Genomic DNA, 25,380 nt, shown 5'->3' with positions numbered 1-25,380 from the left:
AGTAGTACCCCCATGTCCGACAGCACCCCCCACGTCTACGACTACGTCGTCATCGGCGGCGGGACGGCAGGCTCCGTCATCGCCTCCCGCCTCACCGAGAACCCGGATGTCACCGTCGCCGTCATCGAGGGCGGCCCGAGCGACGTCGGCCGCGACGACGTCCTCACCCTGCGCCGCTGGATGGGCCTGCTCGGCGGCGAACTCGACTACGACTACCCGACGGTGGAGCAGCCCCGCGGCAACTCCCACATCCGGCACAGCCGCGCCCGCGTCCTCGGCGGCTGCTCCTCGCACAACACCCTCATCTCCTTCAAGCCCCTGCCCTCCGACTGGGACGAGTGGGAGGCCGCCGGCGCCAAGGGGTGGGGCGCCGTCCCCATGGAGGCGTACTTCGCCCGCCTGAAGAACAACATCGTCTCCGTAGACGAGAAGGACCGGAACGCCATCGCCCGCGACTTCGTCGACGCCGCCCGGTCGGCGCTCGGGGTACCCCGCGTCGAGGGCTTCAACCGCGCACCGTTCACCGAGGGCGTCGGCTTCTTCGACCTCGCCTACCACCCCGAGAACAACAAGCGGTCCTCGGCGTCGGTGGCGTACCTCCACCCGGTGATGGACGAGCGGCCCAACCTGACGATCCTGCTGGAGACCTGGGCGTACAAACTCAAGCTGGACGGCACCCGCGCCGAGGGCGTGCACGTGCGCACCAAGGAGGGGGAGGAGCTGCTGATCCGGGCCCGCCAGGAAGTCGTGCTGTGCGCGGGCGCCGTCGACTCCCCGCGCCTGCTGCTGCACTCCGGCATCGGCCCCCGGGCCGACCTCGAAGCGCTCGGCATCCCCGTCGTGCACGACCTGCCGGGCGTCGGCGAGAACCTGCTCGACCACCCCGAGTCGGTCATCGTCTGGGAGACCCACGGCCCGATCCCGGAGAACTCGGCGATGGACTCCGACGCGGGCCTGTTCGTGCGCCGCGACCCGGAGCACGCCGGACCGGACCTGATGTTCCACTTCTACCAGATCCCGTTCACCGACAATCCGGAGCGACTCGGCTACGAGCGGCCGGAGTTCGGGGTCTCGATGACCCCCAACATCCCCAAGCCGAAGAGCCGCGGCCGGCTGTACCTGACCAGCGCCGACCCCGCCGTCAAGCCGGCCCTGGACTTCCGGTACTTCACCGACGAGGACGACTACGACGCCCGGACCCTGGTCGACGGCATCCGCATCGCCCGCGAGATCGCCAGGACCGAGCCGCTGGCCGGCTGGCTCAAGCGCGAGGTGTGCCCCGGCCCGGAGATCACCGGTGACGCCGAGCTGAGCGAGTACGCCCGCAAGGCGGCCCACACCGTCTACCACCCGGCTGGCACCTGCAAGATGGGCGCCGCCGACGACGAACTCGCCGTCGTGGACCCCGAGTTGCGGATCCGAGGGCTCGACGGCATCCGCATCGCCGACGCGTCCGTCTTCCCGGCCATGCCCGCCGTCAACCCGATGATCGGGGTGCTCATGGTCGGGGAGAAGGCCGTCGACCTGATCGGAGGTGACCTGCGATGACCCTCACCGTCCCCACCCGCAAGCCGCCCACCACCGCCGAGCCCGTCTTCTCGGTGTCCGGCCTGTGGAAGGTCTTCGGCCCGAAGCCCGAGCGCGTCCCCGCCGACCCGGAGCTCAGCGCCCTGGCCCCCGCCGAGCTGCGCTCCCGCACCGGCTGCACGGCCGCCGTCCGGGACGTCTCCTTCGACGTCCGCAAGGGCGAGGTCTTCGTCGTCATGGGCCTGTCCGGCTCCGGCAAGTCCACCCTGGTGCGCTGCCTGACCCGGCTGATCGAGCCGACGGCGGGCACCATCGCCATCGACGGCGAGGACGTCCGCGCGATGGACCGGGCCCGACTGCGCGAACTGCGCCGGCACCGGGCCGCGATGGTCTTCCAGCACTTCGGGCTGCTGCCGCACCGCACGGTCCTCGACAACGTCGCCTACGGCCTGGAGATCCAGGGCGTCGGCCGCTCCGAACGCCGCGAGCGCGCCGCCGAGTTCGTCGCCAAGGTCGGCCTGGCCGGCATGGAGAAGCGCCGCCCCGGCCAGCTGTCCGGCGGCCAGCGCCAGCGGGTGGGCCTGGCCCGGGCCCTGGTGGTGGACCCCGAGGTGCTGCTCTTCGACGAGCCGTTCAGCGCCCTGGACCCCCTCATCCGCCGGGACATGCAGGACGAGGTGGCCCGGCTGCACCGGGAGGAGGGCCGCACGATGGTCTTCATCACCCACGACCTGAGCGAGGCCCTGAAACTCGGCGACCGCATCGCCCTGATGCGCGACGGCCGCGTGGTGCAGCTCGGCACCCCCGAGGAGATCGTCGGCGCCCCGGCCGACGACTACGTCCGCGAGTTCGTCCGGGACGTCCCCCGCGAACAGGTCCTGACCTGCCGTACCGCCATGCGCCCGGCCTGCGCCGAGGACGCCGCGCACGGCCCGGCCCTGCGCCCCGAGGCCACGGTCGCCGAGGCCATCGAGGCGGTGGCCCGGGCGGGCGCCCCGGCCCGGGTGATGGACCAGGGCCGCTGCCTGGGCGTGATCGACCACGACCGGCTGCTGGGCGTCGTGGCGGGCGTCACCCCCGAAGCCCCGGCCGGAACCGCGCCGGCCGCCACGGCGGTGGGCGACGCTCCCGCCCCGGCCGGAACCAGCACGGCACCCGCCATGACGGCCGGCGACGCCCCCACCCCGGCCGCGGGCACTCGTACCGCAGGGAACGCCCCCGCCCCCGCCCCCGCCGCAGAATCCGCGCCCGCCACGCGCGAAACCGCACCCGGCGAACACCGGCCCGCACCGGGCGGACACCGGCCCGCACCGGGCGAACACCGGCCCGCACCCGGCGAGCGCCGCCCGGCGTCCGAGGCCCCGGCCGGCGGCACCCGGGAGGCCGTCTGATGGCAACGCTCAGCCTCCCGTCCGCCCGGACCAAGACCCCCCGCCTGCTCAGGAACCGGGCCGCCGCCAAACTCCTCCTGCTCGCCCTGCTGACCGCCGTCCTCCTCCCCGTGCTGAACCGCTGGGGCAACGGCACCTGGCCGCACGCCCTGACCGTCAGCCTGGACAAGCCCCTCGCCTCCGCCAGCGACTGGGTCATCGACAACCGGGACAGCCACCCCCTGTTCCTGTACTTCTTCGGCCACCTCAGCAACGCGGTCGTCATCGCCGTACGCGCCGTCTACCTCACCCTCCTCACGGCGGGCTGGGCCGGCGTCACGGTCTTCGGCGCCCTGCTCGCCTGGCGCCTCGCCGGTCTCCGCCTGGCCGCCGGCACGGCCCTCGCCTTCCTGGCCTGCGGGGCCCTCGGCATGTGGGTGCCGACCATGCAGACCCTCGCCCTGATGGTCGTGGCGGTCCTCGCCTCCGTCGCCGTCGGCGCGCTCCTCGGCCTCGCCGCGGGCCTCTCCGACCGGCTGGACCGCGCGCTGCGCCCGGTCCTGGACACCATGCAGGTGCTCCCGGCCTTCGCCTACCTCCTCCCCGTCGTCCTGGTCTTCGGCATCGGCGTGCCCGCGGCCGTCCTCGCCACCGTCGTCTACGCCGCCCCGCCGATGGCCCGCCTCACCGCGCTCGGCCTGCGCGGAGCCGACCCCGAAGTCCTGGAGGCCGTGGAGTCGCTCGGCGCGACCCGCCGCCAGCGGCTGCTGACCGCCCGCCTCCCGCTGGCCCGCCAAGAGCTGCTGCTCGGCCTCAACCAGACGATCATGATGGCGCTGTCCATGGCCGTCATCGCCGCCGTCATCGGCGCCGGCGGCCTCGGCGACCGCGTCTACCAGGCGCTGGCCTCGGTCGACGTCGGCGCGGCCCTCGCCGCCGGCATCCCCCTGGTGCTGCTCGCGATCGTGCTGGACCGGCTCACCTCAGCGGCGGGCGACGGCACCGCCCGCCCCCGGGCCGGTGGCCGGCCGAGGCTGATCGCCTGGGCCCTCACCCTGGCCGGCACCGTCGCCGCCGCCCTCGCCGCCCGGCTGCTCGGCGCCACCGAATGGCCCGCCGGCCGGACCCTGGACATCGCCGGGCCGGTCAACCGGGCCGTCGACTGGATGACCGATCACCTGTACTCCGGCGTCCCGGTCGTCGGCGGCACCGCCGACTGGGCGGGGCACTTCACCACCTGGGTCCTGGACCCGGTCCGCGCCGGACTGCAAGGGATGCCCTGGTGGTCGGTGCTGCTCGTGGTCGCCGCCCTGGCCTGGCCGATCGGCACCTGGCGCACCGCGCTGACCGCCGTCCTCGCCATGGCCGCGACCGGCGTGCTCGGCGTGTGGGAGCCGTCGCTCGACACCCTCTCCCAGGTGCTGGCCGCCGTCGCCGTCACCCTCGTCCTGGGCCTGGCCACCGGCATCGCCGCGGCCCGCAGCGCCCGCGTCGACCGCGCCCTGCGCCCGGTCCTGGACGTCTTCCAGACCATGCCGCAGTTCGTGTACCTGATCCCGGTCGTCGCCCTGTTCGGCGTCGGCCGCGCCCCCGCCGTCGCCGCGGCCGTCGTCTACGCCCTCCCGGCCGTCGTCCGGATCACCGCGCAGGGCCTGCGCCAGGTCGACGAGGCCGCGCTGGAGTCCGCGCGCTCGCTCGGCGCGACCGGACGGCAGCAGCTGTGGCAGGTGCAGCTCCCGCTGGCCCGGCGCGCGCTGCTGCTCGCCGTCAACCAGGGCGTGGTCCTGGTCCTCGCCGTCGTCATCATCGGCGGTCTGGTCGGCGGCGGCGCCCTCGGCTACGACGTCGCCTTCGGCCTCGCCCAGGGCGACCTGGCCACCGGCCTGGTGGCCGGCGCCGCCATCGTCTGCCTGGGCCTGATGCTCGACCGGGTGACCCAGCCGGCCCGGCACCGCGCGGGGAAGGGAGCCTGACATGCGCCGTACCGCGATCACGGCCGCCGTGGCCGCCCTGGCCCTGACCACCGGCTGCGGCGCCGCCGACATGACCAAGCAGGCCAGCCCGTTCGCCAACGCCCGGGGCGCGAAGACGGTCACCCTGTCCGTGCAGTCCTGGGTGGGCGCGCAGGCCGACGCCGCCGTCGCCCAGTACATCCTGGAGCACAAGCTCGGCTACCGCGTCGACACCGTCCAGGTCGACGAGGTGCCCGCCTGGGACGCGCTCAGCCAGGGCCGGGTCGACGCCCTGCTGGAGGACTGGGGCCACCCGGAGCAGGAGGAGCGCTACGTCCGCCGGAAGGGGACGGTCGTCTCCGGCGGCGGCCTCGGGGTGACCGGTCACATCGGCTGGTTCGTGCCGACGTACCTCGCGAAGCGGCACCCGGACGTCACCGACTGGCGGAACCTCGACAAGTACGCCCCGCTGTTCCGCACCGCGGAGAGCGGCGGCAAGGGACAGCTGATGGACGGCTCCCCGTCCTACGTCACCAACGACAAGGCCCTGGTGAAGAACCTGGGACTGGACTACCAGGTCGTCTTCGCCGGCTCCGAGGCCGCGCAGATCACCCAGATCAAACGGTTCGCCAAGGAGAAGAAGCCCTTCCTGACGTACTGGTACGCACCCCAGTGGCTGTTCGAGAAGGTGCCGATGACGGAGGTGAGGCTGCCGCCGCACAAGGAAGGCTGCGACGCGGACCCGGACAAGGTCGCCTGCGGCTACCCGCACACCCCGCTGAAGAAGTACCTCAACGCGGACTTCGCGAAGTCCGGCGGCGCGGCGGCGGCCTTCCTGAAGAAGTTCCGGTGGACCACCGAGGACCAGAACGAGGTGTCCCTGATGATCGCCGAACAGAAGCTCTCCCCGGCCGAGGCGGCGAAGAAGTGGGTGGACAGCCACCCGTCCGTGTGGAAGAAGTGGCTGTCCTGACCGGTCGCCCACGGCCCGCGGCGGCGGTCCTGGCCGGCTCCGCCGCGACAGGGCCTACGGCAGCAGCCCGGCCGCGATCTCCCGCAGCGCGGCCGTCGCCCGCCGCTGGAGACCCGGCCCGAACGTGACCCGGGTGGCCCCGAGTTCGCCGAGCTCGGCGGGCGCGGGGCCGTCCGGCCGGGCCAGCAGGTTCAGCGGGCCCTCGATCCCCGACCGCAGCAGCGGCACCACGTCCGCCGGGGCGAGGATCGGGTACACGCAGTCGGCGCCCGCCGCGCGGTACAGCGCGGCCCGCTCGATGGCCCGCTCCGGATCGCCGTCGCCGTGCGCGAACACGTCGACGCGGGCGTTGACGAACAGCCGGTCGGCGGCGGCCTCGCGCACCCCGGCGAGGAACTCGGCGTGCGCGTGCGGGTCCTTGAGGACACCCCCGTCCGAGTCCTCGAGGTTGCAGCCCACCGCACCGGCCTCCAGCAGCCGTTCGACCAGCTCCTTCGGCGCGAGCCCGTAGCCGCCCTCCACGTCCGCCGAGACCGGCACGTCCACCGCCCGCGCGATCCGGGCGACGGCCGCGAACATCTCGTCGGCCGGGGTCGCCCCGTCCTCGTACCCGAGGGAGGCGGCCACCCCGGCGCTCGGCGTGGCCAGCGCCGGGAACCCGGCCTCCGCGAAGACCCGCGCGGCGGCGGCGTCCCACGGACCGGGCAGCACCAGCGGGTCCCCCGGGGCGCGCCCCCGGTGCAGGGCCCGGAACTCCTCCGCCTTGCTCATGGCTGCCGGCCTCCCGGGGGCACACGGCGGCTGACCATCAGGCGGTTCCAGCCGTTGATGACGGTGATCAGGGCGATGAGGTGGGCGAGGGCCGCCTCGTCGAAGTGCTTGGCGGCGGCCTCGTACACCTCGTCGGGCACGAAGCCTTCCGTGAGCACGGTGACCGCCTCGGTCAGCGCCAGCGCGGCCCGCTCCCGCTCGCTGTAGAGGTCCTCGGTCTCCTCCCAGGCGCTGAGGAAGTGGATACGGTCCTCGGACTCCCCGTGTTTGCGGGCCAGGCCCAGGTGCATGTCGAGGCAGAACGCGCAGTGGTTGATCTGCGAGGCGCGGATCATCACCAGTTCGGCCAGGGCCGGGTCGCCGAGGCCCTTCTTGGCCGCCGCGCTGACCGCGGCCATCGCCTGGAAGACCTTCGGGTCCAGCAGCTGGGTACGGTTCACTTGTGCTGCCCCGGGTGGTAGTGGCCCGCGGGCGTCCGGGTGGACACGCCGAACCGGTTCCAGGCGTTGATCACGGCGATGGCGGCGATCAGCTGGGAGAGCTCGGCCTCGTCGAAGTGCTTGGCGGCCCGCTCGTAGACCTCGTCCGGCACGAATCCGTCCGTCAGCACGGTGATGGCGTCGGTCAGCTCCAGCGCCGCCAGCTCCTTCTCGGTGTAGAAGTGCCGGGACTCCTCCCACGCGCCGAGCTGGATGATCCGCTCCACGCTCTCGCCGGCCGCGAGGGCGTCCTTGGAGTGCATGTCGAGGCAGCGCGCGCAGTGGTTGACCTGGGAGGCACGGATCTTGACCAGCTCGCGCAGCCGGGGGTCCAGGCCCTGGTTGGCGACGGCGTCGAGCTGGATCATCGCCTTGTAGACCTCGGGCGCGTGCTGGGCCCAGCGCAGCCGCGCCGGCTCCTCGGGGGCGTAGGTGACGGGTTCTTCCTGAGTGCTCATGTCCTCGACCCTAGAACCGAGGCAGCCCAGGGGTATGGTCCATTCCCATGGCGGAATCCTGGGCCACTTTGGGCGTCGACCTGCATCTCGAACCGGCTCTCGCGGGGGGCCTGCGCCGGGGCCTGACCGACGCCCTGCGGGACGCGGTGCGCACCGGCCGGCTCGCCCCCGGCACCCGGCTGCCGTCCTCCCGGACCCTCGCCGCCGACCTCGGCATCGCCCGCAACACCGTCGCCGAGGCGTACGCCGACCTGGTCGCGGAGGGCTGGCTCACCGCCCGGCAGGGCTCCGGTACCCGGGTCGCGGACCGGGTGGTGGCCCCGCCGCCCGCCGCGGCCGGGCCGGGCCGCCGGGAGCCCGGCCGCCCCGCCCACAGCCTGGTCCCCGGCACCCCCGACCTCGCCGCGTTCCCGCGCGCCGAGTGGCTCAAGGCCGCCCGCCGGGCGCTGGCCACCGCCCCCTTGGACGCCCTCGGCTACGGCGACCCGCGCGGCCGGCGCGAGCTGCGCACCGCCCTCGCCGGATACCTCGCCCGGGTCCGGGGCGTGCGCGCCACCCCGGACACCGTCGTGATCACCGCCGGTACCTCGCACGCCCTGCGGGTCCTCGGCGCGATGCTGCGGGCGCGCGGGGCGGACACGGTCGCGGTGGAGTCCTACGGCCTCGACGTCCACTGGCGGCTGCTGCGCGCGGCGGGCCTGGCCACCCCCGCGCTGCCCTACGACGCGCTCGGCACCGACCCGCGCGCACCGGACGGCGCCGCGGCGGTCCTGCTCACCCCGGCCCACCAGTTCCCGACGGGCACCCCGCTGCACCCCGACCGGCGGGCCGCCGTCGTGGACTGGGCGCGGCGCACCGGCTCACTGGTGCTGGAGGACGACTACGACGGCGAGTTCCGCTACGACCGCCAGCCCGTCGGCGCCCTCCAGGGACTGGACCCCGACCGGGTGGTCTACCTGGGCACCGCCAGCAAGTCCCTCGCGCCCGGGCTGCGGCTGGGCTGGATGGTGCTGCCGCCGGCCCTGGCGGAGGAGGCGGTGGCGGCCAAGGGGCACACCGACACCTGCGGGTCGCTGGACCAGCTGACGCTGGCCGAGTTCCTCACCTCCGGCGCCTACGACCGGCACGTCCGCTCCGCCCGCCTGCGCTACCGGCGCCGTCGGGACGCCCTCGCCGCGGCCGTGGCGGACCGGGCGCCGTCGGTGCGGGTGACGGGCATCGCGGCCGGACTGCACGCGGTGCTGCGGCTTCCGCCGGGCCTGGAACAGCCGGTGGTCCAGGCGGCGGACCTCCAGGGCCTGGCCCTGCACGGCCTGACCTACTACCGCCACCCCGACGCCCCGGCCGACCCCTCGGACGCCCTGGTGGTCGGCTACGGCACCCCGTCGGACAGCGCGTGGACGGGCGCCCTGGAGGCACTGTGCCGGGTGCTGCCGTAGGGCGGCGCGGGCACCCCCGGTTGGGCGCGGGCGCGCCCTGTCTCTAGGCTGACCGCCGAACATCCGTCCGACGGGGGAGACACACCATGGCGCACAACCGGAAGCAACTGCGCTCCGGAACGGTCGTCCTGGGCGGCATGGGCCTGCTGGCCGCCGCCCTCACGGCCTGCTCGTCCGACCCGGACAAACGCTGTGTGGACCGCGACAGTTACGACGTCTCCAAGGGCTACAAGGTCGTCTCCGACAAGGACTGCAAGACGGCGAGCGGGAGCGGCGTCTCCTCCTCGGGCCGGAAGAAGCCCGTCAAGAAGGGCGCCAAGCGGCCGGTCGACGCCGCCTGGTACTACGACGGCAAGGAGAGGAACGGCTGGGTCGACGGCGGCTCCTTCACCAAGTCCGGTGGATCGGGCGGCGGTTCGGGAAGCTCGGGAGGCTCGTCGTACAACGACGGGACGAGCGCGGGAAGTCACGGCGGGGTCAGCCGCGGCGGCTTCGGCGGCGGCTCGGGCAGCTCCGGCGGCTGACCGGACGACGCGCATGGAACGCCGCACCACGACCCCCCGCCCCGGCTGGCAGCAGACCGTCGAGGCCCAGGGCCTGATCTACCCCCTCACCCGCCACCCCGACGACTCCCTGCGGCCGTACTGGGACGAGAGCGCCTACTACGTCTTCTCCCTGGAGGAGGTCGAGGCGCTGGAGGAGACCGTCGCGGAACTGCACCGCATGTGCCTCGCGGCGGCGGACCACATCGTGGCGGAGGACCGGCTGGCCGACCTCGGCATCACCGACGCGCGGGTGGCCGCCGCGGTCACCGAGTCCTGGCGCCGCCGGGCCGAACTGCCGTCCCTCTACGGCCGTTTCGACCTGCGCTACGACGGCACCGGCCCGGCGAAGCTGCTGGAGTACAACGCCGACACGCCCACCTCGCTGGTGGAGGCGGCCTCCCCGCAGTGGTTCTGGATGGAGGAACGTTTTCCCGGCGCCGACCAGTGGAACTCCCTGCACGAACGGCTGGTGGACGCCTGGCGCGCCCAGGCCGCGCTGCTGCCGCCCGGCGCCCCGCTGCACTTCGCGCACTCCGCCGCCGACGAACTCGGCGAGGACCTGATGACGGTGGCCTATCTGAAGGAGACGGCGGAGCAGGCCGGCCTCGCCACCGACTGGCTGGCCATGGAGGAGATCGGCTGGGACTCCCTCTCCGGCCGCTTCGTGGACAACCGGCTCCGCTTCATCCGGGGCATCTTCAAGCTCTACCCCTGGGAGTGGCTCACCACGGACGCCTTCGGTCCCCAGGTCCTGGACACCCTGGACAACGGCGGCGGCACCGGCAGCACCCTGTGGATCGAGCCCGCCTGGAAGATGCTGCTGAGCAACAAGGCCCTGCTGGCGATCCTCTGGGAGCTGTACCCCGGCCACCCCAGCCTCCTGCCCGCCTACCTCGACGGCCCCCGCGACCTGGCCACCACCACCGGCTACGTGGCGAAGCCCCTGCTGGGCCGCGAGGGCGCGGGCATCACGGTCCACGAGCCCGGCACCCCGCCGGCCCTCCGCGAGGACCCCTGCTGCTACCAGCAGTTGTCCCCCCTGCCCGCCTTCGACGGCAACCACGTCGTCCTCGGCACCTGGGTCGTCGCCGGTGAACCGGCGGGCCTCGGCATCCGCGAATCCACCGGCCTGATCACCGACGAGTACGCCCGCTTCCTGCCGCACGTGATCCTCTAGGCGCCCGCGCCCCCGAGCAGCGCCTCCACCGTCCTCCGCGCGTGCCCCGCCGCCGACGGGTCGCCCGTGATGCCCGCCGTGACGATGGCTCCCTCGGCCAGGAGGCAGACGGGTTCGGTGAGCGGGAGCCCCGTGGCCCGGACCCAGGACGCCAGTTGGCCGTGGAAGGCGCGCTTGTGGGCGCGCACCTCCCGCAGGACCGCCTCCGAGGTCGCGCCCAGTTCTCCGTGGGCGTTGATCCAGGCACAGCCGCGGAAGCCGGGCTCGGCGAACCACGCGGCGAGCCAGTCGAAGACCGCCAGCACCCTCTCGCGCGGGTCGGCGACGCGCTCCACGTGCGCGGCCAGGCTCTCCCGCCAGCGCCGGTCGCGCCGCCGGAGCACGGCGACGACCAGGTCCTCCTTGGTCGCGAACAGCCGGTAGATGCGCTTCAGGGGCAGCCCGGACGCCTCCCGGACCCGGTCCATGCCGACCGCCTGGATGCCGTGCGCGTAGAAGAGCGTCTCGGCGGTGTCCAGCAGGCTCTCGCGGTCCAGGCGGTCGCGTTCCTCGGTGGCGGGGGCGGGCATCCGGGCTCCTCATCTCCTTGACGTCGAGAACGGCCGTTCTCTACCTTAGCCGCAGCGCTGGAGAACGACCGTTCTCGACTGGCTCGCCACAAGGAGACCACCGTGCCCGAATCCCGCCCGCCCCACCCGCCGTTCACCCTGGAAACCGCCCGGCAGAAGGTCCAGGCCGCCGAGGACGCCTGGAACACCCGCGACCCCCACCGGGTGGCCCTCGCCTACACCGAGGACTCCGTCTGGCGCAACCGCGACCGGTTCCTCACCGGCCGCGAGGAGATCGTCGCCTTCCTCACCGAGAAGTGGCGCCGCGAACTGGACTACGCGCTGCGCAAAAGCCTGTGGAGCTTCCACGAGAACCGCATCGCCGTCCGCTTCCAGTACGAGTGCCGCGACACCGACGGCCAGTGGTGGCGCTCCTACGGCAACGAACTGTGGGAGTTCGACGAGTACGGCCTGATGCGCCGCCGCGAGGCGAGCATCGACGACGTGGCCATCGAGGAATCCGACCGGCGCGTCTTCGGACCCCGGCCCGCCGGCGAGCACGGCACCGACCTCCCGGTGCGCTGATCAGGCCCCGAGCAGCACCGCCCGCAACTGCTCGACGCCCCAGTCCAGATCCTCCTCGCCGATCACCAGCGGCGGAGCGATCCGGATCGTCGCCCCGTGGGTCTCCTTGACCAGGACCCCACGGGCCAGCAGCCGCTCGGCGACCTCCCGCCCGGTACCCACCGCGGGGGCGACGTCCACCCCGGCCCACAGCCCCCGCCCGCGCACCGCCGTCACCCGGCCCGTCCCGGCCAGCTCGCCCAGCAGCCGGTGCAGCCGCTCGCCCAGCCGGGCCGCCCGCTCCTGGTACTCCCCGGTCCGCAGCATCGCGATCACCTCCAGCGCCACCGCGCAGGCCAGCGGATTCCCGCCGAACGTCGACCCGTGCTCACCCGGCCGGAACACCCCGAGCACCGCCGCGCTCGACACCACCGCCGACACCGGCACGATCCCGCCGCCCAGCGCCTTGCCCAGCACGTACACATCCGGCACGACCCCCTCGTTCTCGCACGCGAAGGTCCGCCCGGTCCGGCCCAGCCCCGACTGGACCTCGTCGGCGACGAAGAGCACGTTCCGCTCCCGGGTCAGCTCCCGCACCCCCGCCAGATAACCGGCCGGCGGCACGATCACCCCCGACTCGCCCTGCACCGGCTCCAGCAGCACCGCCACCGTGTTCTCCGTCAGCGCCCCCCGCAGCGCGGTCAGGTCGCCGTACGGCACGATCTCGAACCCCGGCGTGTACGGCCCGAAGTCCGCCCGCGCTTCGGGATCCGTGGAGAAGCTGATGACGGTCGTCGTGCGGCCGTGGAAGTTGCCGCCCGCCACGACGATCTTCGCCATCTCCGCGGGCACCCCCTTCACCCGGTAGCCCCACTTCCGGGCCGTCTTGACCGCGCCCTCCACCGCCTCCGCGCCGGTGTTCGCCGGCAGCACCATCTCCATCCCGCACAGCTCCGCCAGCTCCGCGCAGAACGCCGCGAACCGGTCGTGGTGGAAGGCGCGGGAGGTCAGCGTCAGCCGCTCCAGCTGCCGCCGGGCCGCCTCCACCAGCCGGGGATGGCCGTGCCCGAAGTTCAGCGCCGAGTAACCGGCCAGCAGGTCCAGGTACCGCCGCCCCGACACATCCGTCAGCCACGCCCCCGCACCGGTGGCGAGCACCACCGGCAGCGGCGCGTAGGTGGGCGCGCAGTGCGCGTCGGCGAGGGCGATGAGGTCTTCTTCGGCAGCGGTCACGGACACTCCCGGCTCGGCCCGGATACGGCGATGTCCTCCTTCTTAACCCCGCTCGCATGGTGGACGCGGGATCTTCCGCCCGGCGCGCCCGGTAGGCTGACACCCGGGCCGTGACTGGCGCGCTGGGATGGGACAGACCATCAGGGAGCGGCCCGAGCGGTAAGAGTGCCGTGCGCCTGGGCCGAACGTGAACGCTGTACGCACACCGTCCGGAGGTCCCCATGCCCGAGAACGCCGCCCCCCTCTCCACCGAGTCCACCGCCTTCCGCGCGGCCCTCGACGTCATCCGCGCCGTGGAGCCGCGCGTCGCCGACGCCATCGGCCAGGAGGTCGCCGACCAGCGCGGGATGCTCAAGCTGATCGCGTCCGAGAACTACGCCTCCCCGGCGACCCTGCTCGCGATGGGGAACTGGTTCAGCGACAAGTACGCCGAGGGCACCATCGGCCGCCGCTTCTACGCCGGCTGCCGCAACGTCGACACCGTCGAGGCCCTCGCCGCCGAACACGCCCGCGAACTCTTCGGCGCCCGCCACGCCTACGTCCAGCCGCACTCCGGCATCGACGCCAACCTCGTCGCCTTCTGGGCCGTCCTCGCCGACCGCGTCGAGGTGCCCTTCCTGGAGAAGGCCGGCGCCCGCCAGGTCAACGACCTCACCGACGCCGACTGGGCCGAGCTGCGCCAGGCCTTCGGCAACCAGCGCATGCTCGGCATGTCCCTGGACGCCGGCGGCCACCTCACCCACGGCTTCCGCCCGAACATCTCCGGCAAGATGTTCGACCAGCGCTCCTACGGCACCGACCCGGCCACCGGCCTGATCGACTACGACGCCCTGCGCGCCCAAGCCCGCGAGTTCAAGCCGCTGATCATCGTCGCGGGCTACTCCGCGTACCCCCGGCTGGTGAACTTCCGGATCATGCGGGAGATCGCCGACGAGGTCGGCGCCACCCTCATGGTCGACATGGCCCACTTCGCCGGACTGGTCGCCGGCAAGGTGCTCACCGGCGACTTCGACCCGGTCCCGCACGCCCAGATCGTCACCACCACCACCCACAAGTCGCTGCGCGGCCCGCGCGGCGGCATGGTGCTGTGCGACGACTCCCTCAAGGACCAGGTGGACCGCGGCTGCCCGATGGTCCTCGGCGGCCCGCTCCCGCACGTCATGGCCGCCAAGGCCGTCGCCCTCGCCGAGGCCCGGCAGCCCGCCTTCCGGGACTACGCCCGGCGCATCGTGGACAACTCCCGCGCCCTCGCCGAGGGCCTGACGCGGCGCGGCGCCACCCTCGTCACCGGCGGCACCGACAACCACCTCAACCTGATCGACGTCGCCACCTCCTACGGCCTCACCGGCCGCCAGGCCGAGGCCGCCCTGCTCGACTCGGGCATCGTCACCAACCGCAACGCCATCCCGGCCGACCCGAACGGCGCCTGGTACACCTCCGGCATCCGCGTCGGCACCCCCGCGCTGACCACCCGCGGCCTCGGCACGGCCGAGATGGACGAGGTCGCGGCCCTCATCGACCGCGTCCTGACCACCACCGAGCCGGGCACCACCAAGTCCGGCGCCCCCTCCAAGGCGAGCCACGTCCTGGACGAGAAGGTCGCCGACGAGATCGCCCGCCGCGCCACGGACCTGGTGGCGGGCTTCCCCCTCTACCCGGAAGTAGACCTCGGCTGAACCGCCCCTGAAAGGGGCGCGGGGAACTGCGCGACCGGCCCCCACCGGCCCGCAGTTCCCCACACACCGAACCACCCCGTCTCTCTGCGACAATGAGGGGTATGGCTTCAGACCGACCTCGCGTGCTCTCCGGTATTCAGCCCACCGCCGGCTCGTTCCACCTCGGCAACTACCTCGGCGCCGTCCGCCAGTGGGTGGCCCTCCAGGAGTCCCACGACGCCTTCTACATGGTGGTCGACCTGCACGCGATCACGGTCCCGCAGGACCCGGCGGAACTGCGTGCCAACACCCGCCTGGCCGCGGCCCAGCTGCTGGCCGCCGGTCTGGACCCCGACCGCTGCACCCTCTTCGTGCAGAGCCACGTCCCCGAGCACGCCCAGCTGGCCTGGGTCATGAACTGCCTCACCGGCTTCGGCGAGGCCTCCCGCATGACCCAGTTCAAGGACAAGTCCGCCAAGCAGGGCGCCGACCGGGCCTCCGTCGGCCTGTTCACCTACCCGATCCTCCAGGTCGCGGACATCCTGCTGTACCAGGCCCACGAGGTGCCGGTCGGCGAGGACCAGCGCCAGCACATCGAGCTGACCCGGGACCTCGCCGAGCGCTTCAACGGCCGCTACGGCGACACCTTCACGATCCCGAAGCCGTACATCCTCAAGGAGACGGCGAAGATCTACGACCTCCAGGACCCGGCGGTCAAGATGAGCAAGTCGGCGTCCACGCCGAAGGGCCTGATCAACCTCCTGGACGAGCCGAAGACCACGGCCAAGAAGGTCAAGAGCGCCGTCACCGACACCGACACGGTGATCCGCTACGACGCCGAGAACAAGCCGGGCGTCTCCAACCTCCTCACCATCTACTCCACGCTCACCGGCAAGACCGTCGCCGAGCTGGAGCAGGAGTACGAGGGCAAGATGTACGGCGCGCTCAAGACCGACCTCGCCGAGGTCATGGTCGACTTCGTCACCCCGTTCCGCGAGCGCACCCACCAGTACCTGGACGACGCCGAGACGCTGGACTCGATCCTCGCCAAGGGCGCCGAGAAGGCGCGGACCGTCGCCGCCGAGACCCTCGCGCAGGCGTACGACCGCGTGGGCTTCCTCCCGGCCAAGCACTGAGGCGTACGACCGCACGGGCCCGCGCGGGCAGAGCGCTGCACATCACTTCCGCCGCGCCTGCCCACGGGGCACCCGTGGCCGTACAGTCGATGCCAACGGCCGGGCCCAGGCGGCCGAGACGACGACAGACGCGACGACAGGAGACGACGTGGGGACCGTAACGATCGGCGTGTCGATCGCGGTCCCGGAGCCTCACGGCAGCCTGCTCCAGGAGCGGCGCGCGGGCTTCGGCGACGCCGCGGCTCATGGCATCCCCACCCACGTCACCCTGCTGCCGCCGACCGAGGTGGACGAGGCCGACCTGCCCGCGGTCGACAAGCATCTGACCGAGGTCGCCGCGGCGGGCCGGCCGTTCCCGATGCGGCTGTCCGGCACCGGCACCTTCCGCCCGCTGTCGCCGGTGGTCTACGTCCGCGTGGTGGCGGGCGCCGAGGCGTGCACCCGGCTCCAGCAGCGGATCCGGGAGGCGTCCGGACCGGTGGCGCGTGAACTGCTCTTCCCGTACCACCCGCACGTCACCGTCGCGCACGGCATCGACGAGGCCGCGATGGACCGCGCCTTCGAGGAGCTGGCGGACTACGAGGCCGAGTGGCCGTGCACCGGCTTCGCGCTGTACGAACAGGGCGCCGACGGCGTCTGGCGCAAGCTGCGCGAGTACACGTTCGGGGGGCCGGTCGTACCGGTCCAGCCGGGGCACGCGCAGGTGTGCGCCCCGCGCGTCGCGCCGTGACGCGCCCCCGGCGGGGCGCTACAGCGGCAGGCGCCTGAACAGCGCCCGGGGCGCGTGCCGCAGGGCCGTCGTCAGCAGGCGGAGCGAGCCCGGCACCCACACCGTCTCCGCGCCGCGGCGCAGGCCCAGTTCGACGGCCGTGGCCACCGCCTCCGGGGTGGTGGCGAGCGGGGTGCGCGGGCGACCGGCCGTGGCGCGGGTGCGGACGAACCCGGGGCGTACGACCATGACCCGCGCGCCCGTCCCGTACAGGGCGTCCCCGAGACCCTGGGCGAACGCGTCCAGGCCGGCCTTGCTGGAGCCGTAGATGAAGTCGGCGCGGCGGGCGCGTTCGGCGGCGGCGGAGGACAGCACCACGAGCCACCCGTGGCCCTGGGTCTGCAGGGCGCGGCCCGCGACCAGCCCCGCCGAGACGGCCCCGGTGTAGTTGGTCTGGGCGACCTGGACCGCGCGGACCGGGTCCCGTTCGTCGTGCGCCTGGTCGCCGAGGATGCCGAAGGCGAGCAGCACCATGTCGACCGGCCCCTCGGCGAACACCTTGCCGAGGACGCCCTCGTGGGATTCGGGGGCGAGCGCGTCGAAGGCGACCGTGCGGACGTCCGCGCCCAGCGCCCGCAGGCTCCCGGCCGCGTTCTCCAGCGCGAGGGAGGGGCGCCCGGCCAGCCACACCGTGCGGGTGCGGCGGGCGATCAGTCGGCGCGCGGTGGCCAGCGCGATCTCGGACGTGCCGCCGAGGACGAGCAGGGACCGGGGCAGTTCGGAGGCATCCTTCATGACAGATGACCGTATCGCCCCCATATGACCGTTCCGGCGGCGAAACGCGGTGTTGACACCCCCGCGCAGCGGGCAGAGACGGATCATGGACTGGCTGAAGAGGCTGCCCGGCATCGGGCCGATCGTCACCCGCCTGACGATCACCCACGCGTGGCGGTGCTACGAACGGCTGGACCGGGTGAAATGGGCCCGGCTGGCCGCCGCCATGACGTTCGTCAGCTTCGTGGCGCTGTTCCCGCTGCTGACCGTGGCCGCCGCGGTCACCGCCGCCACCCTCAGCCCGGCCCGCCAGAAGACCGTCGAGGACCGGATCGCCGACCAGTTCCCGGGCCTGTCCGACCAGTTGGACCTCACCTCCCTGGTGCAGAACGCGGGCACCGTCGGCGTCATCGCGGGCGCGGCGCTGCTGTTCACGGGCATCGGCTGGGTCGGCCAGGTGCGGGACTGCCTGCGCGCGGTGTGGGAGCTGCCGGACCAGGGGGACAACCCGGTGCTGGCCAAGGTGAAGGACACCGTGATCCTGCTCGGTCTCGGCGGCGCCCTGCTGCTCACGCTCGCCGCCTCCACCCTCGCCTCGGCCGCCGTCGGGCTGGTGTCGAGGCAGTTCGGCCTGGACGAGCACGGCTGGGGCACCGCGCTGCTGCAGCTCGCCGCGTTCGCCGTCGCCGTGCTCGCCGACTTCCTGGTCCTGCTCTACGTCCTGACCCTGCTGCCCGGGGTCGAGCCGCCGCGCCGCCGCCTGCTGATCGCCGCCCTGCTCGGCGCGGTCGGCTTCGAGCTGCTGAAACTGCTGCTCAGCGGCTACGTACAGGGCGTTGCCGCGAAGAGCGTGTACGGCGCGTTCGGGGTCCCCGTCGCCCTGCTGCTGTGGATCAACTTCACCGCGAAACTCGTGCTGTTCTGTGCCGCCTGGACGGCGACGGGCAGCAAGGAGACCGAGGTCGCCGAGGTCAGGGACGGGACCGGCGGCGCATCAGGTCCGGCAGCGGCCACCGGCGGTTGACCAGGAACGCCCCGCCGCCGAGCAGTACCAGCAGCCCGCCCGCGATGGCCAGGGCGGTCCCGACGCCGCTGGAGCCGGAAACGGCGGGGGCGCTCGCCGTCGCCTTCGCCCCCGTCCCGCCGCCCGCGCCGGGCGACTGCCGGGGGCTCGCCCCGGAGGTGGAACCGGCCGTCGCGGCGCTCCGCGGCGGCACCAGCTCGCCCACCGGGTTCACCTTGCCGACCGCCTGGAAACCCCAGTCGAACAGCTTCGCGGTCTCCTTGTAGACCTCGTTGTGGTCGTGCTTCTCCGGGTTCATCACCGTGACCAGCAGCACCTTGCCGCCGCGCTCGGCCACCCCGGTGAAGGTGGCGCCCGCGTGGGTGGTGTTGCCGTTCTTCACGCCCGCGATGCCCGGGTAGACCGGCACGTCGCTGTCGCCGGCCAGCAGCCGGTTGGTGTTGCGGATCTCGGTCGCGCCGATCTTGGCGCTGACCGTCGAGCAGTAGTCGCGGAAGTCCTTCTTCTGCAGACCCGAGCGGGCGATCAACGTCAGGTCGTACGCCGAGGAGACCTGGCCCGGCGCGTCGTAGCCGTCGGGCGAGACCACCCGGGTGTCCAGCGCCTGGAGTTCCTCGGCGTGCTTCTGCATGTCCTCGACGGTCCGCCGCACCCCGCCGTTCATCGCGGACAGCACGTGCACCGCGTCGTTGCCCGACTTCAGGAACACCCCGAGCCACAGGTCGCGCACGGAGTAGGTGACCCCCTCCTTGATCCCCGCCAAGCTGGAGCCCTCGCCCATCCCCTTGAGGTCGGCCGGGGCCACCTTGTACCGGGTGTCCTTGGGGAACCGGGGCAGCACGGTGTCCGCGAACAGCATCTTCAGCGTGCTCGCCGGGGGCAGCGCCCAGTGCGCGTTGTGCGCGGCCAGGACCTGGCCCGACTCGGCGTCGGAGACGATCCACGACCGGGCGGTCAGCCCCTTGGGCAGCACCGGGACCCCGGGCGCCAGATTGACCTGCGTACCGGGCATGCCGAGCCGGGCGCCGCCGAGGGTGGACATCTGCGCCGGGGGCGTGGCCGTGGGGCTCGTGGTGGGGGAGGGGGCGGCGAGGGCGGCGGGCGCGGTGACGGAGAGGGAGAGCGCGGCGGCGGAGACGACCAGCAGGGACCGCCGGGGGAGCGTACCGGCCCCACCCCCGGCACGGACCCGGGCCCCGGACGGCGATACTGGACTCATGAAGCTCAGCCGCCCTGTCTCCTGGTTCCTGCTCGCCTTCGGGGTGTGGAGCTGGGTCATCTGGGTCACTTTCGTCAAGAATCTCGTCAAGGACAGCAGCGGGCTGGCCTTCGACGACGGTCACCCGACCGCGTACTTCTGGGTGCACCTGCTGCTGGCGGTCGTTTCCTTCGTATTGGGGACGGTCATCGGCGTCATCGGGTTGCGCGGACTGCGCGCACTGCGCCGAAACTCATAGCGGACACACGGAAACCCCCGCGTCCGGGTGAGGCGCGGGGGTGTTCGGGCTGGGGCCGACGGGCGGCGGGTCAGCTCTGGCCGGCTTGCAGGAGTCGGGTCACGTCCAGGGTGACCTTGCCGCCGACGGACTCGGGAAGTGTCACGAGTTCGCCGGGTGTGTGGATGCCGTGGCTCTGGTAACGGTCGGCCACCGGGCTGGTGAGGAGGTGGATACGCTGGTGGTGGCGATCGATGATGACGTAGACCGGGACACCGGCCCTGGCGTAGCAGGCGACCTTGTCGCGTAGATCCGTTCGCCAGTTGCTGGAGGTGACCTCCATGACCAGACGGAAGCAGACCGGGTCGTAGCAGATGTTCTCCACCAAGTGGTCGCGGTAGTCGTCATCGACCACCGACAGGTCGGGGATGACGTAGTCCTCCGGGCCGGTGGGCAGCCAGAGCCCGATTCCCGGGAGTGCTCTCACGAGACCCAGTTGCTGGAAGGGAGCCGCGAAGAGCATCAAGGCCTCGGAGTGCGGGCCGTCCGGCGCTGGGCTCACGAGAATCTGGCCTCCGATGATCTCGGCACGAAGACCCGGGAGACGCTCCATGATCTGGTTCGCCTCGGCGATCTGCGACCAGTCGTCGTGAGGCCGCTCGACAGCAGCTGCGGACATCGGGTGCCTCCTGTGGGCGGTGTCGAGAACAGCATCGTAGGCATCCGCGGCGCCGGACGTCCTGTCCCCGCGCCTTCACCCGAAAGTGATCACTCGTTCTCCCGCCCCCCGCGCCCCGGGTCCGGCAGGACCCTCGTCATGCCCGGCAGGAAGTCCGTGAACAGCTCGTGGACCTCCATGACCAGCGGCCGCAGCACCCGGAAGCGGGCCAGGGCCACCCCGCGCGCGGTCAGCCGGGCCCCGCGCCGGGCCAGCCGGTAGCTGCGCTCGCGGTCCTCCGTGCGGTCGAAGATCCAGTACAGCACCAGGCCCATCTGCGAGAGCCACATCAGCTCCGGCAGGACGTCCCGCAGTTCCGGGGCCACCTTGGCCTTGGAGCCGGCCAGTACCTCCCGGTGCACGCTGATGGCCTGCTCGCGGGCGTGCTCGCTCTCCGGGGAGAAGGGGCTGAGCGGGCTGTCGGGGTCGGCGGCGTTCTTGAAGAACTGCACCGCGAACTCGTGGTACGGCCGGGCGATGTCCAGCCAGGCGGTCAGCACCCCCGCGAGCCGCGCCTCCAGGTCGGTCTCCCGCTCCAGCACCGACCGGACCGCAGCCTGGTGCTCGGCGGCGATCCGGTCGTAGAAGCCCTGGATCAGGTGTTCCTTGCCCTCGAAGTAGTAGTAGGCGTTGCCGACGGAGACCCCGGCCTCCTTGGCGATGGCCCGCATGGTCGTCTTGTCGTAGCCGCGCTCCTGGAACATCCGCATCGCGGTCTGGAGGATCAGCGCGCGGGTCTGCTCGGACTTGCTGCTGTGGGGGCCGGCCGCCTCGGGGCCGTCGTTCTTCGCGGGCACGGTAGAAGAGCCTAACGACTGGCCGGGGCGGCCCCCGCCCGGGACGGCGGCGCGTAGGTCCAGCCGGTGAGCGGGTGATAGGACCAGCCGTCGGCCCGCTGGTGGACCCGCCCGCCCCACGGGGTGCCGGGCCGCCGCGGGCCCCGCCACTTCGCCGCGGTGAGGACGGCGTCGCGGGCCGCTGCGGCGCCGGCCGGGCCGGCGAGCCGGTGGGCGAGCGGGCGGTGCTCGCGCAGGGCCCACAGCAGGACGATCCAGGCGCTCGGGCCCCGGTAGACCTGCCCCGAGTCGCCGACCAGGGTGATCTCGTCCAGGGGGTCGCCGGGGCCGAGCCCGGGGAAGCGGGCGCGGGCCGCGGCCGAACCGGCCGGCAGCGGCTCCAGCGGCACCAGCCGGGGCCGGCGCGCCAGCCAGTCGCGCAGGTGGAGGCCCACGGCGGTCCGGTCGTCGTACAGGACGGTCAGCCCGCGGACCGGGGCCCCGGCGGGGTCCCGGTCCGGTGCGGTGGTCGTGGTGGTCACGCCGGTCACGCCCCGGCCCTCGGCGCGATCCACTCCTGCGGGCGGACCGGGGGCACCTGCTCCCGCTCCAGCATCCCGCGCCGGCGGATCCGGTTGAGGACGTACACGTTGCCCAGGTGCATCGCGCCGAGGACCAGCAGCACCACGCCCAGCTTGGTGGACAGGGCCTCGAAGATGCCGCGGGTGTCCTGGACCGTGTCGTCATCGCTCAGGTACAGCGCCACGAAGCCGAGGTTGACGAGGTAGAAGCCGACCACCAGGAGGTGGTTGACGGCGTCCGCGAGCCTCTCGTCGCCGCGCAGGACGTCGGCCAGGAAGATCCGTCCGTTGCGGCTGAGCGTGCGGGCCACCCAGACGGTCAGCGCGATGCTGACGACCAGGTAGATGACGTAGGCGATGACGGTGCGGTCCATGCCCCACCCCTTCTTGAACGCGTTCAAAACGCTGACGGGGATGACTGTAGACCTGTTTTTGAACGCGTTCAACCGGGGGGTGGGGGACTCAGCCCCTGCGGGCCAGGGCCGGGCGCTTGGTGTAGTCCGTGAAGCCCAGGAGGTTGCCCCAGGGGTCGGCGATCTCCACCGTCCAGCCGGTGACGCCCTGGGTGATCTCGTCCAGCGGCGGGATGCCGGCGGCGGCCAGCTCCCGCGCCGCCGCCCGCGCGTCCGGCACCTCCAGCCAGACCCGCGGCGAGGGCCAGTGCGGCGGCCGCCGGCCCAGCCCCTCCTCGGCGCGCAGCAGGATGCCGGGCGTCTCCGCGCCGACCTTCAGCAGCGCGATGCCGGCCTCGTCCAGCCGGAAGCCCACGGTGAACCCGGCCCGCTCGTAGAAGGCGACGGCCTCGCCGAGGTCGCCGACGGGGAGCAGCACGTTGTCGAAGCCGAGCAGTTCGTACGACTCTTCGTCTGACATGTCGTCAGATTAGGATCCCGGCACCCGGGAAGCGAGGAGCCCCACCGGACCGTACGCACAAGGGCCCCCGCTTCCCGGAGGAAGCGGGGGCCCTTGGCGGTGCCTCGGCAGGTCAGTAGCGGCGCGTGATGAGGGCGCGCTTGACTTCCTGGATGGCCTTGGTGACCTCGATACCGCGCGGGCAGGCGTCCGTGCAGTTGAAGGTCGTGCGGCAGCGCCACACGCCGTCGCGGTCGTTGAGGATCTCCAGGCGCTGCTCGCCCGCCTCGTCACGGCTGTCGAAGATGAAGCGGTGGGCGTTCACGATCGCGGCCGGGCCGAAGTACTGGCCGTCGTTCCAGAACACCGGGCAGGAGGAGGTGCAGGCCGCGCAGAGGATGCACTTCGTCGTGTCGTCGAAGCGCTCGCGGTCCTCCGGGGACTGGTAGCGCTCCCGGGTGGGCTCGTTCGTCTCGTTGACGACCAGGAACGGCATGACGTCCCGGTACGCCTGGAAGAACGGCTCCATGTCCACGACCAGGTCCTTCAGGACCGTCAGGCCCTTGATGGGCTCGATCGTGATCGGCTTCTCGGGGTTGATGTCCTTGATCAGCGTCTTGCAGGCAAGGCGGTTCTTGCCGTTGATCCGCATCGCGTCCGAGCCGCAGATGCCGTGCGCGCACGACCGGCGGAAGGTGAGGGTGCCGTCGATGTCCCACTTGATCTTGTGCAGACCGTCGAGGACCCGCTCCTTGGGGTCGATCTCCAGCTGGAAGTCTTCCCAGGTCGCCTCGGCCGAGACCTCCGGGTTGAACCGGCGGACGCGGAAGGTGACGGTGATGTAGGGGGAGTCGGCGAAACCGGGCTCGGGCCGGCCGGCCGCGTCCGCCTTGTCCAGAACAGGGGTAGCCATCAGTACTTACGCTCCATCGGCTGGTAGCGGGTCTGGACGACCGGCTTGTAGTCGAGACGGACGGTTTCCGAGCCGTCGGCGCCGACCTCGCGGTACGCCATGGTGTGGCGCATGAAGTTGACGTCGTCGCGGTTCGGGTAGTCCTCGCGGTAGTGACCGCCGCGGGACTCCTTGCGGGCGAGGGCCGAGACGGCCATGACCTCGGCCAGGTCGAGCAGGTTGCCCAGCTCGATCGCCTCAAGGAGGTCCGTGTTGAAACGCTTGCCCTTGTCCTGGATCGCCACGTTCTGGTAGCGCTCCCTGAGCTCGGCGATCTTCTCGACCGCCGTCTTGATCGTCTGCTCGGTGCGGAACACCATGACGTTGGCGTCCATGGTCTCCTGCAGCTCGCGGCGCAGCGTCGCCACCCGCTCGTTGCCGGTGGAGGTGCGCAGCCGCTCGATCTGCTCGACGACGAAGGACTCCGGGTTCTCCGGCAGCTCGACGTAGTCGGCCTTGGCCGAGTACTCGGCGGCGGCGATGCCCGCGCGGCGGCCGAAGACGTTGATGTCCAGCAGCGAGTTGGTGCCGAGCCGGTTGGCGCCGTGCACGGAGACACAGGCGACCTCGCCGGCCGCGTACAGGCCCGGGACGACCGTGGTGTTGTCCGCCAGGACCTCACCCTCGACGTTCGTCGGGATGCCGCCCATCGCGTAGTGCGCGGTCGGCTGGATCGGGATCGGGTCCGTGTACGGCTCGATGCCCAGGTAGGTCCGCGCGAACTCGGTGATGTCCGGCAGCTTGGCGTCCAGCTGCTCCGGCGGCAGGTGGGTCAGGTCCAGGTACACGTGGTCGCCCTCGGGACCGCAGCCGCGGCCCTCGCGGATCTCCGTGTAGATGGAGCGGGACACGACGTCACGGGACGCCAGGTCCTTCATGACGGGAGCGTACTTCTCCATGAAGCGCTCGCCGTCCTTGTTGCGCAGGATGCCGCCCTCGCCGCGGGCACCCTCGGTGAGCAGGATGCCCATGCGCCAGATGCCGGTCGGGTGGAACTGGAAGAACTCCATGTCCTCCAGCGGGAGCCCGCGCCGGTAGACCGCCGCCTGCCCGTCACCGGTCAGGGTGTGGGCGTTCGACGTCACCTTGAAGAACTTGCCGCAGCCGCCGGAGGCGTAGATGACGGCCTTCGCCTGGAAGATGTGGATCTCGCCGGTGGCCAGCTCGTACGCCACCACACCGGCGGACTTCTTGACGCCGTCGACCTCGGTGATCAGCTGGTCCAGGACGTAGAACTCGTTGAAGAACTCCACGCCCTCCTTGACGCAGTTCTGGTACAGCGTCTGGAGGATCATGTGGCCGGTGCGGTCCGCGGCGTAGCAGGACCGGCGGACCGGGGCCTCGCCGTGGTTGCGGGAGTGACCGCCGAAGCGGCGCTGGTCGATGGTGCCGTTCGGGGTCCGGTTGAACGGCAGGCCCATCTTCTCCAGGTCGAGGACGGCGTCGATGGCCTCCTTCGCCAGGATCTCGGCGGCGTCCTGGTCGACCAGGTAGTCACCGCCCTTGACCGTGTCGAAGGTGTGCCACTCCCAGTTGTCCTCCTCCACGTTGGCGAGCGCGGCGGCCATGCCGCCCTGCGCGGCGCCCGTGTGGGAGCGGGTGGGGTAGAGCTTGGTCAGGACCGCGGTGCGGCTGCGCTTCGTCGCCTCGATGGCGGCGCGCATGCCCGCGCCGCCGGCGCCGACGATGACGGTGTCGTACTTGTGGATCTTCATGATTCTCGCAGCCCCG

General features: G+C 72.4%; 27 protein-coding genes and 1 riboswitch. Of the genes, 13 read left to right on the top strand and 14 right to left on the bottom strand.

Going from position 1 to position 25,380, the window contains the following annotated elements; genetic code table 11:
* The first annotated feature begins 12 nt into the window (after positions 1-12).
* From Srubr_RS27410 to Srubr_RS27395, 4 genes are read left to right on the top strand one after another with little or no spacing between them, the layout of a single operon-like run.
* On the top strand, positions 13-1,548 hold the full coding sequence (locus tag Srubr_RS27410; RefSeq protein ID WP_189993967.1) for a GMC family oxidoreductase: 1,536 nt from the start codon (positions 13-15) through the stop codon (positions 1,546-1,548).
* Positions 1,545-2,918 (top strand): quaternary amine ABC transporter ATP-binding protein, encoded by a 1,374-nt coding sequence (locus Srubr_RS27405; protein WP_229926620.1) that lies wholly within the window; start codon positions 1,545-1,547, stop codon positions 2,916-2,918. Before Srubr_RS27410 ends, Srubr_RS27405 begins: the two co-directional genes overlap by 4 nt.
* Entirely contained in the window at positions 2,918-4,870 is a 1,953-nt protein-coding gene (locus tag Srubr_RS27400; RefSeq protein WP_189993965.1) for an ABC transporter permease, read from the top strand. Before Srubr_RS27405 ends, Srubr_RS27400 begins: the two co-directional genes overlap by 1 nt.
* A gap of 1 nt (position 4,871) precedes the next feature.
* The gene (locus Srubr_RS27395; protein ID WP_189993963.1) at positions 4,872-5,822 is read left to right on the top strand and encodes an ABC transporter substrate-binding protein; all 951 of its coding nucleotides are present in this window, start codon (positions 4,872-4,874) and stop codon (positions 5,820-5,822) included.
* A 54-nt stretch (positions 5,823-5,876) separates the two neighbouring features.
* Here Srubr_RS27395 and Srubr_RS27390 read toward each other — a convergent pair whose 3' ends face one another.
* Genes Srubr_RS27390 through Srubr_RS27380 form a run of 3 tightly spaced genes read right to left on the bottom strand, consistent with a single transcriptional unit; the run spans position 5,877 to position 7,530 of the window.
* Positions 5,877-6,593, bottom strand: coding sequence for an isocitrate lyase/PEP mutase family protein (locus tag Srubr_RS27390; protein WP_189993961.1), 717 nt, complete (start codon positions 6,591-6,593; stop codon positions 5,877-5,879).
* Positions 6,590-7,033, bottom strand: a complete 444-nt coding sequence (locus tag Srubr_RS27385; RefSeq protein ID WP_229926619.1) for a carboxymuconolactone decarboxylase family protein — start codon at positions 7,031-7,033, stop codon at positions 6,590-6,592. Before Srubr_RS27385 ends, Srubr_RS27390 begins: the two co-directional genes overlap by 4 nt.
* Entirely contained in the window at positions 7,030-7,530 is a 501-nt protein-coding gene (locus tag Srubr_RS27380; protein WP_189993959.1) for a carboxymuconolactone decarboxylase family protein, read from the bottom strand. The genes Srubr_RS27385 and Srubr_RS27380 overlap by 4 nt, the downstream gene beginning before the upstream one ends.
* 47 nt (positions 7,531-7,577) lie before the next feature.
* Between Srubr_RS27380 and pdxR the strand changes: the two genes are divergently transcribed.
* The 3 genes from pdxR to Srubr_RS27365 all read left to right on the top strand — a co-directional run bounded on the left by pdxR (position 7,578) and on the right by Srubr_RS27365 (position 10,691).
* The gene (pdxR, locus tag Srubr_RS27375; RefSeq protein ID WP_189993957.1) at positions 7,578-8,969 is read left to right on the top strand and encodes a MocR-like pyridoxine biosynthesis transcription factor PdxR; all 1,392 of its coding nucleotides are present in this window, start codon (positions 7,578-7,580) and stop codon (positions 8,967-8,969) included.
* Positions 8,970-9,055: 86 nt separating this feature from the next.
* Positions 9,056-9,493 (top strand): hypothetical protein, encoded by a 438-nt coding sequence (locus tag Srubr_RS27370; RefSeq protein WP_189993955.1) that lies wholly within the window; start codon positions 9,056-9,058, stop codon positions 9,491-9,493.
* 13 nt (positions 9,494-9,506) lie between these two features.
* Positions 9,507-10,691, top strand: a complete 1,185-nt coding sequence (locus Srubr_RS27365; RefSeq protein WP_189993953.1) for a glutathionylspermidine synthase family protein — start codon at positions 9,507-9,509, stop codon at positions 10,689-10,691.
* On the opposite strand, the gene Srubr_RS27360 is transcribed toward Srubr_RS27365, so the two are convergent.
* Complete coding sequence (locus tag Srubr_RS27360) at positions 10,688-11,260, bottom strand: TetR/AcrR family transcriptional regulator (protein WP_189993951.1); 573 nt, start codon at positions 11,258-11,260, stop codon at positions 10,688-10,690. The two genes, Srubr_RS27365 and Srubr_RS27360, sit on opposite strands and share 4 nt — an antisense overlap.
* A 102-nt stretch (positions 11,261-11,362) precedes the next feature.
* Here Srubr_RS27360 and Srubr_RS27355 point away from each other — a divergent pair, with 102 nt between their 5' ends.
* Positions 11,363-11,824, top strand: coding sequence for a nuclear transport factor 2 family protein (locus Srubr_RS27355; RefSeq protein ID WP_189993950.1), 462 nt, complete (start codon positions 11,363-11,365; stop codon positions 11,822-11,824).
* Here the strand turns inward: Srubr_RS27355 and rocD are convergent, their stop codons facing one another.
* Positions 11,825-13,036: an ornithine--oxo-acid transaminase gene (rocD, locus tag Srubr_RS27350; protein WP_189993948.1), complete on the bottom strand. Its 1,212-nt coding sequence runs from the start codon at positions 13,034-13,036 to the stop codon at positions 11,825-11,827. It abuts the gene before it with no gap.
* Between the two features lie 100 nt (positions 13,037-13,136).
* Positions 13,137-13,225, top strand: a riboswitch (ZMP/ZTP riboswitch).
* Positions 13,226-13,257: 32 nt separating this feature from the next.
* On the opposite strand from rocD, the gene Srubr_RS27345 reads away from it, so the two are divergent.
* From Srubr_RS27345 to Srubr_RS27335, 3 genes are all read left to right on the top strand, one after another.
* Complete coding sequence (locus tag Srubr_RS27345) at positions 13,258-14,712, top strand: glycine hydroxymethyltransferase (RefSeq protein WP_189993946.1); 1,455 nt, start codon at positions 13,258-13,260, stop codon at positions 14,710-14,712.
* A 101-nt stretch (positions 14,713-14,813) separates the two neighbouring features.
* Entirely contained in the window at positions 14,814-15,827 is a 1,014-nt protein-coding gene (gene trpS / locus Srubr_RS27340; protein ID WP_189993944.1) for a tryptophan--tRNA ligase, read from the top strand.
* Between the two features lie 148 nt (positions 15,828-15,975).
* Positions 15,976-16,557 (top strand): 2'-5' RNA ligase family protein, encoded by a 582-nt coding sequence (locus tag Srubr_RS27335; protein WP_189993943.1) that lies wholly within the window; start codon positions 15,976-15,978, stop codon positions 16,555-16,557.
* Between the two features lie 18 nt (positions 16,558-16,575).
* Here Srubr_RS27335 and Srubr_RS27330 read toward each other — a convergent pair whose 3' ends face one another.
* The gene (locus Srubr_RS27330; protein WP_189993941.1) at positions 16,576-17,331 is read right to left on the bottom strand and encodes an SDR family NAD(P)-dependent oxidoreductase; all 756 of its coding nucleotides are present in this window, start codon (positions 17,329-17,331) and stop codon (positions 16,576-16,578) included.
* 85 nt (positions 17,332-17,416) lie between these two features.
* Here Srubr_RS27330 and Srubr_RS27325 point away from each other — a divergent pair, with 85 nt between their 5' ends.
* Positions 17,417-18,334: a YihY/virulence factor BrkB family protein gene (locus tag Srubr_RS27325; protein ID WP_189993939.1), complete on the top strand. Its 918-nt coding sequence runs from the start codon at positions 17,417-17,419 to the stop codon at positions 18,332-18,334.
* Here the strand turns inward: Srubr_RS27325 and Srubr_RS27320 are convergent.
* Positions 18,282-19,553: a D-alanyl-D-alanine carboxypeptidase family protein gene (locus Srubr_RS27320; protein ID WP_351327445.1), complete on the bottom strand. Its 1,272-nt coding sequence runs from the start codon at positions 19,551-19,553 to the stop codon at positions 18,282-18,284. The two genes, Srubr_RS27325 and Srubr_RS27320, sit on opposite strands and share 53 nt — an antisense overlap.
* On the opposite strand from Srubr_RS27320, the gene Srubr_RS27315 reads away from it, so the two are divergent.
* Positions 19,552-19,791, top strand: a complete 240-nt coding sequence (locus Srubr_RS27315) for an SCO4848 family membrane protein (RefSeq protein ID WP_030641438.1) — start codon at positions 19,552-19,554, stop codon at positions 19,789-19,791. The two genes, Srubr_RS27320 and Srubr_RS27315, sit on opposite strands and share 2 nt — an antisense overlap.
* 70 nt (positions 19,792-19,861) lie before the next feature.
* Here the strand turns inward: Srubr_RS27315 and Srubr_RS27310 are convergent, their stop codons facing one another.
* The 7 genes from Srubr_RS27310 to sdhA form a co-directional block, all read right to left on the bottom strand.
* Positions 19,862-20,449 (bottom strand): Uma2 family endonuclease, encoded by a 588-nt coding sequence (locus tag Srubr_RS27310; RefSeq protein ID WP_189993935.1) that lies wholly within the window; start codon positions 20,447-20,449, stop codon positions 19,862-19,864.
* Positions 20,450-20,538: 89 nt separating this feature from the next.
* A complete protein-coding gene (locus tag Srubr_RS27305; RefSeq protein ID WP_189993932.1) occupies positions 20,539-21,285 on the bottom strand; it encodes a TetR/AcrR family transcriptional regulator in 747 nt (248 codons plus the stop codon).
* A gap of 11 nt (positions 21,286-21,296) precedes the next feature.
* Positions 21,297-21,815: a DUF393 domain-containing protein gene (locus Srubr_RS27300; RefSeq protein WP_189993930.1), complete on the bottom strand. Its 519-nt coding sequence runs from the start codon at positions 21,813-21,815 to the stop codon at positions 21,297-21,299.
* Positions 21,812-22,219: a hypothetical protein gene (locus Srubr_RS27295; RefSeq protein WP_189993928.1), complete on the bottom strand. Its 408-nt coding sequence runs from the start codon at positions 22,217-22,219 to the stop codon at positions 21,812-21,814. Before Srubr_RS27295 ends, Srubr_RS27300 begins: the two co-directional genes overlap by 4 nt.
* 88 nt (positions 22,220-22,307) lie before the next feature.
* A complete protein-coding gene (locus Srubr_RS27290) occupies positions 22,308-22,718 on the bottom strand; it encodes a VOC family protein (RefSeq protein ID WP_189993926.1) in 411 nt (136 codons plus the stop codon).
* A gap of 112 nt (positions 22,719-22,830) precedes the next feature.
* Positions 22,831-23,610 carry a succinate dehydrogenase iron-sulfur subunit gene (locus tag Srubr_RS27285; RefSeq protein WP_189993924.1) on the bottom strand — a complete coding sequence of 260 codons (780 nt, stop codon included), beginning with the start codon at positions 23,608-23,610 and terminating at the stop codon, positions 22,831-22,833.
* A complete protein-coding gene (sdhA, locus tag Srubr_RS27280) occupies positions 23,610-25,364 on the bottom strand; it encodes a succinate dehydrogenase flavoprotein subunit (protein WP_189993922.1) in 1,755 nt (584 codons plus the stop codon). Before sdhA ends, Srubr_RS27285 begins: the two co-directional genes overlap by 1 nt.
* Positions 25,365-25,380 lie beyond the last annotated feature (16 nt).

The sequence above is a fragment of the Streptomyces rubradiris genome, from assembly GCF_016860525.1.
In the GTDB taxonomy this organism is placed as follows: Bacteria; Actinomycetota; Actinomycetes; order Streptomycetales; family Streptomycetaceae; genus Streptomyces; species Streptomyces rubradiris.
This window is presented reverse-complemented; position numbering and strand designations above follow the sequence as displayed.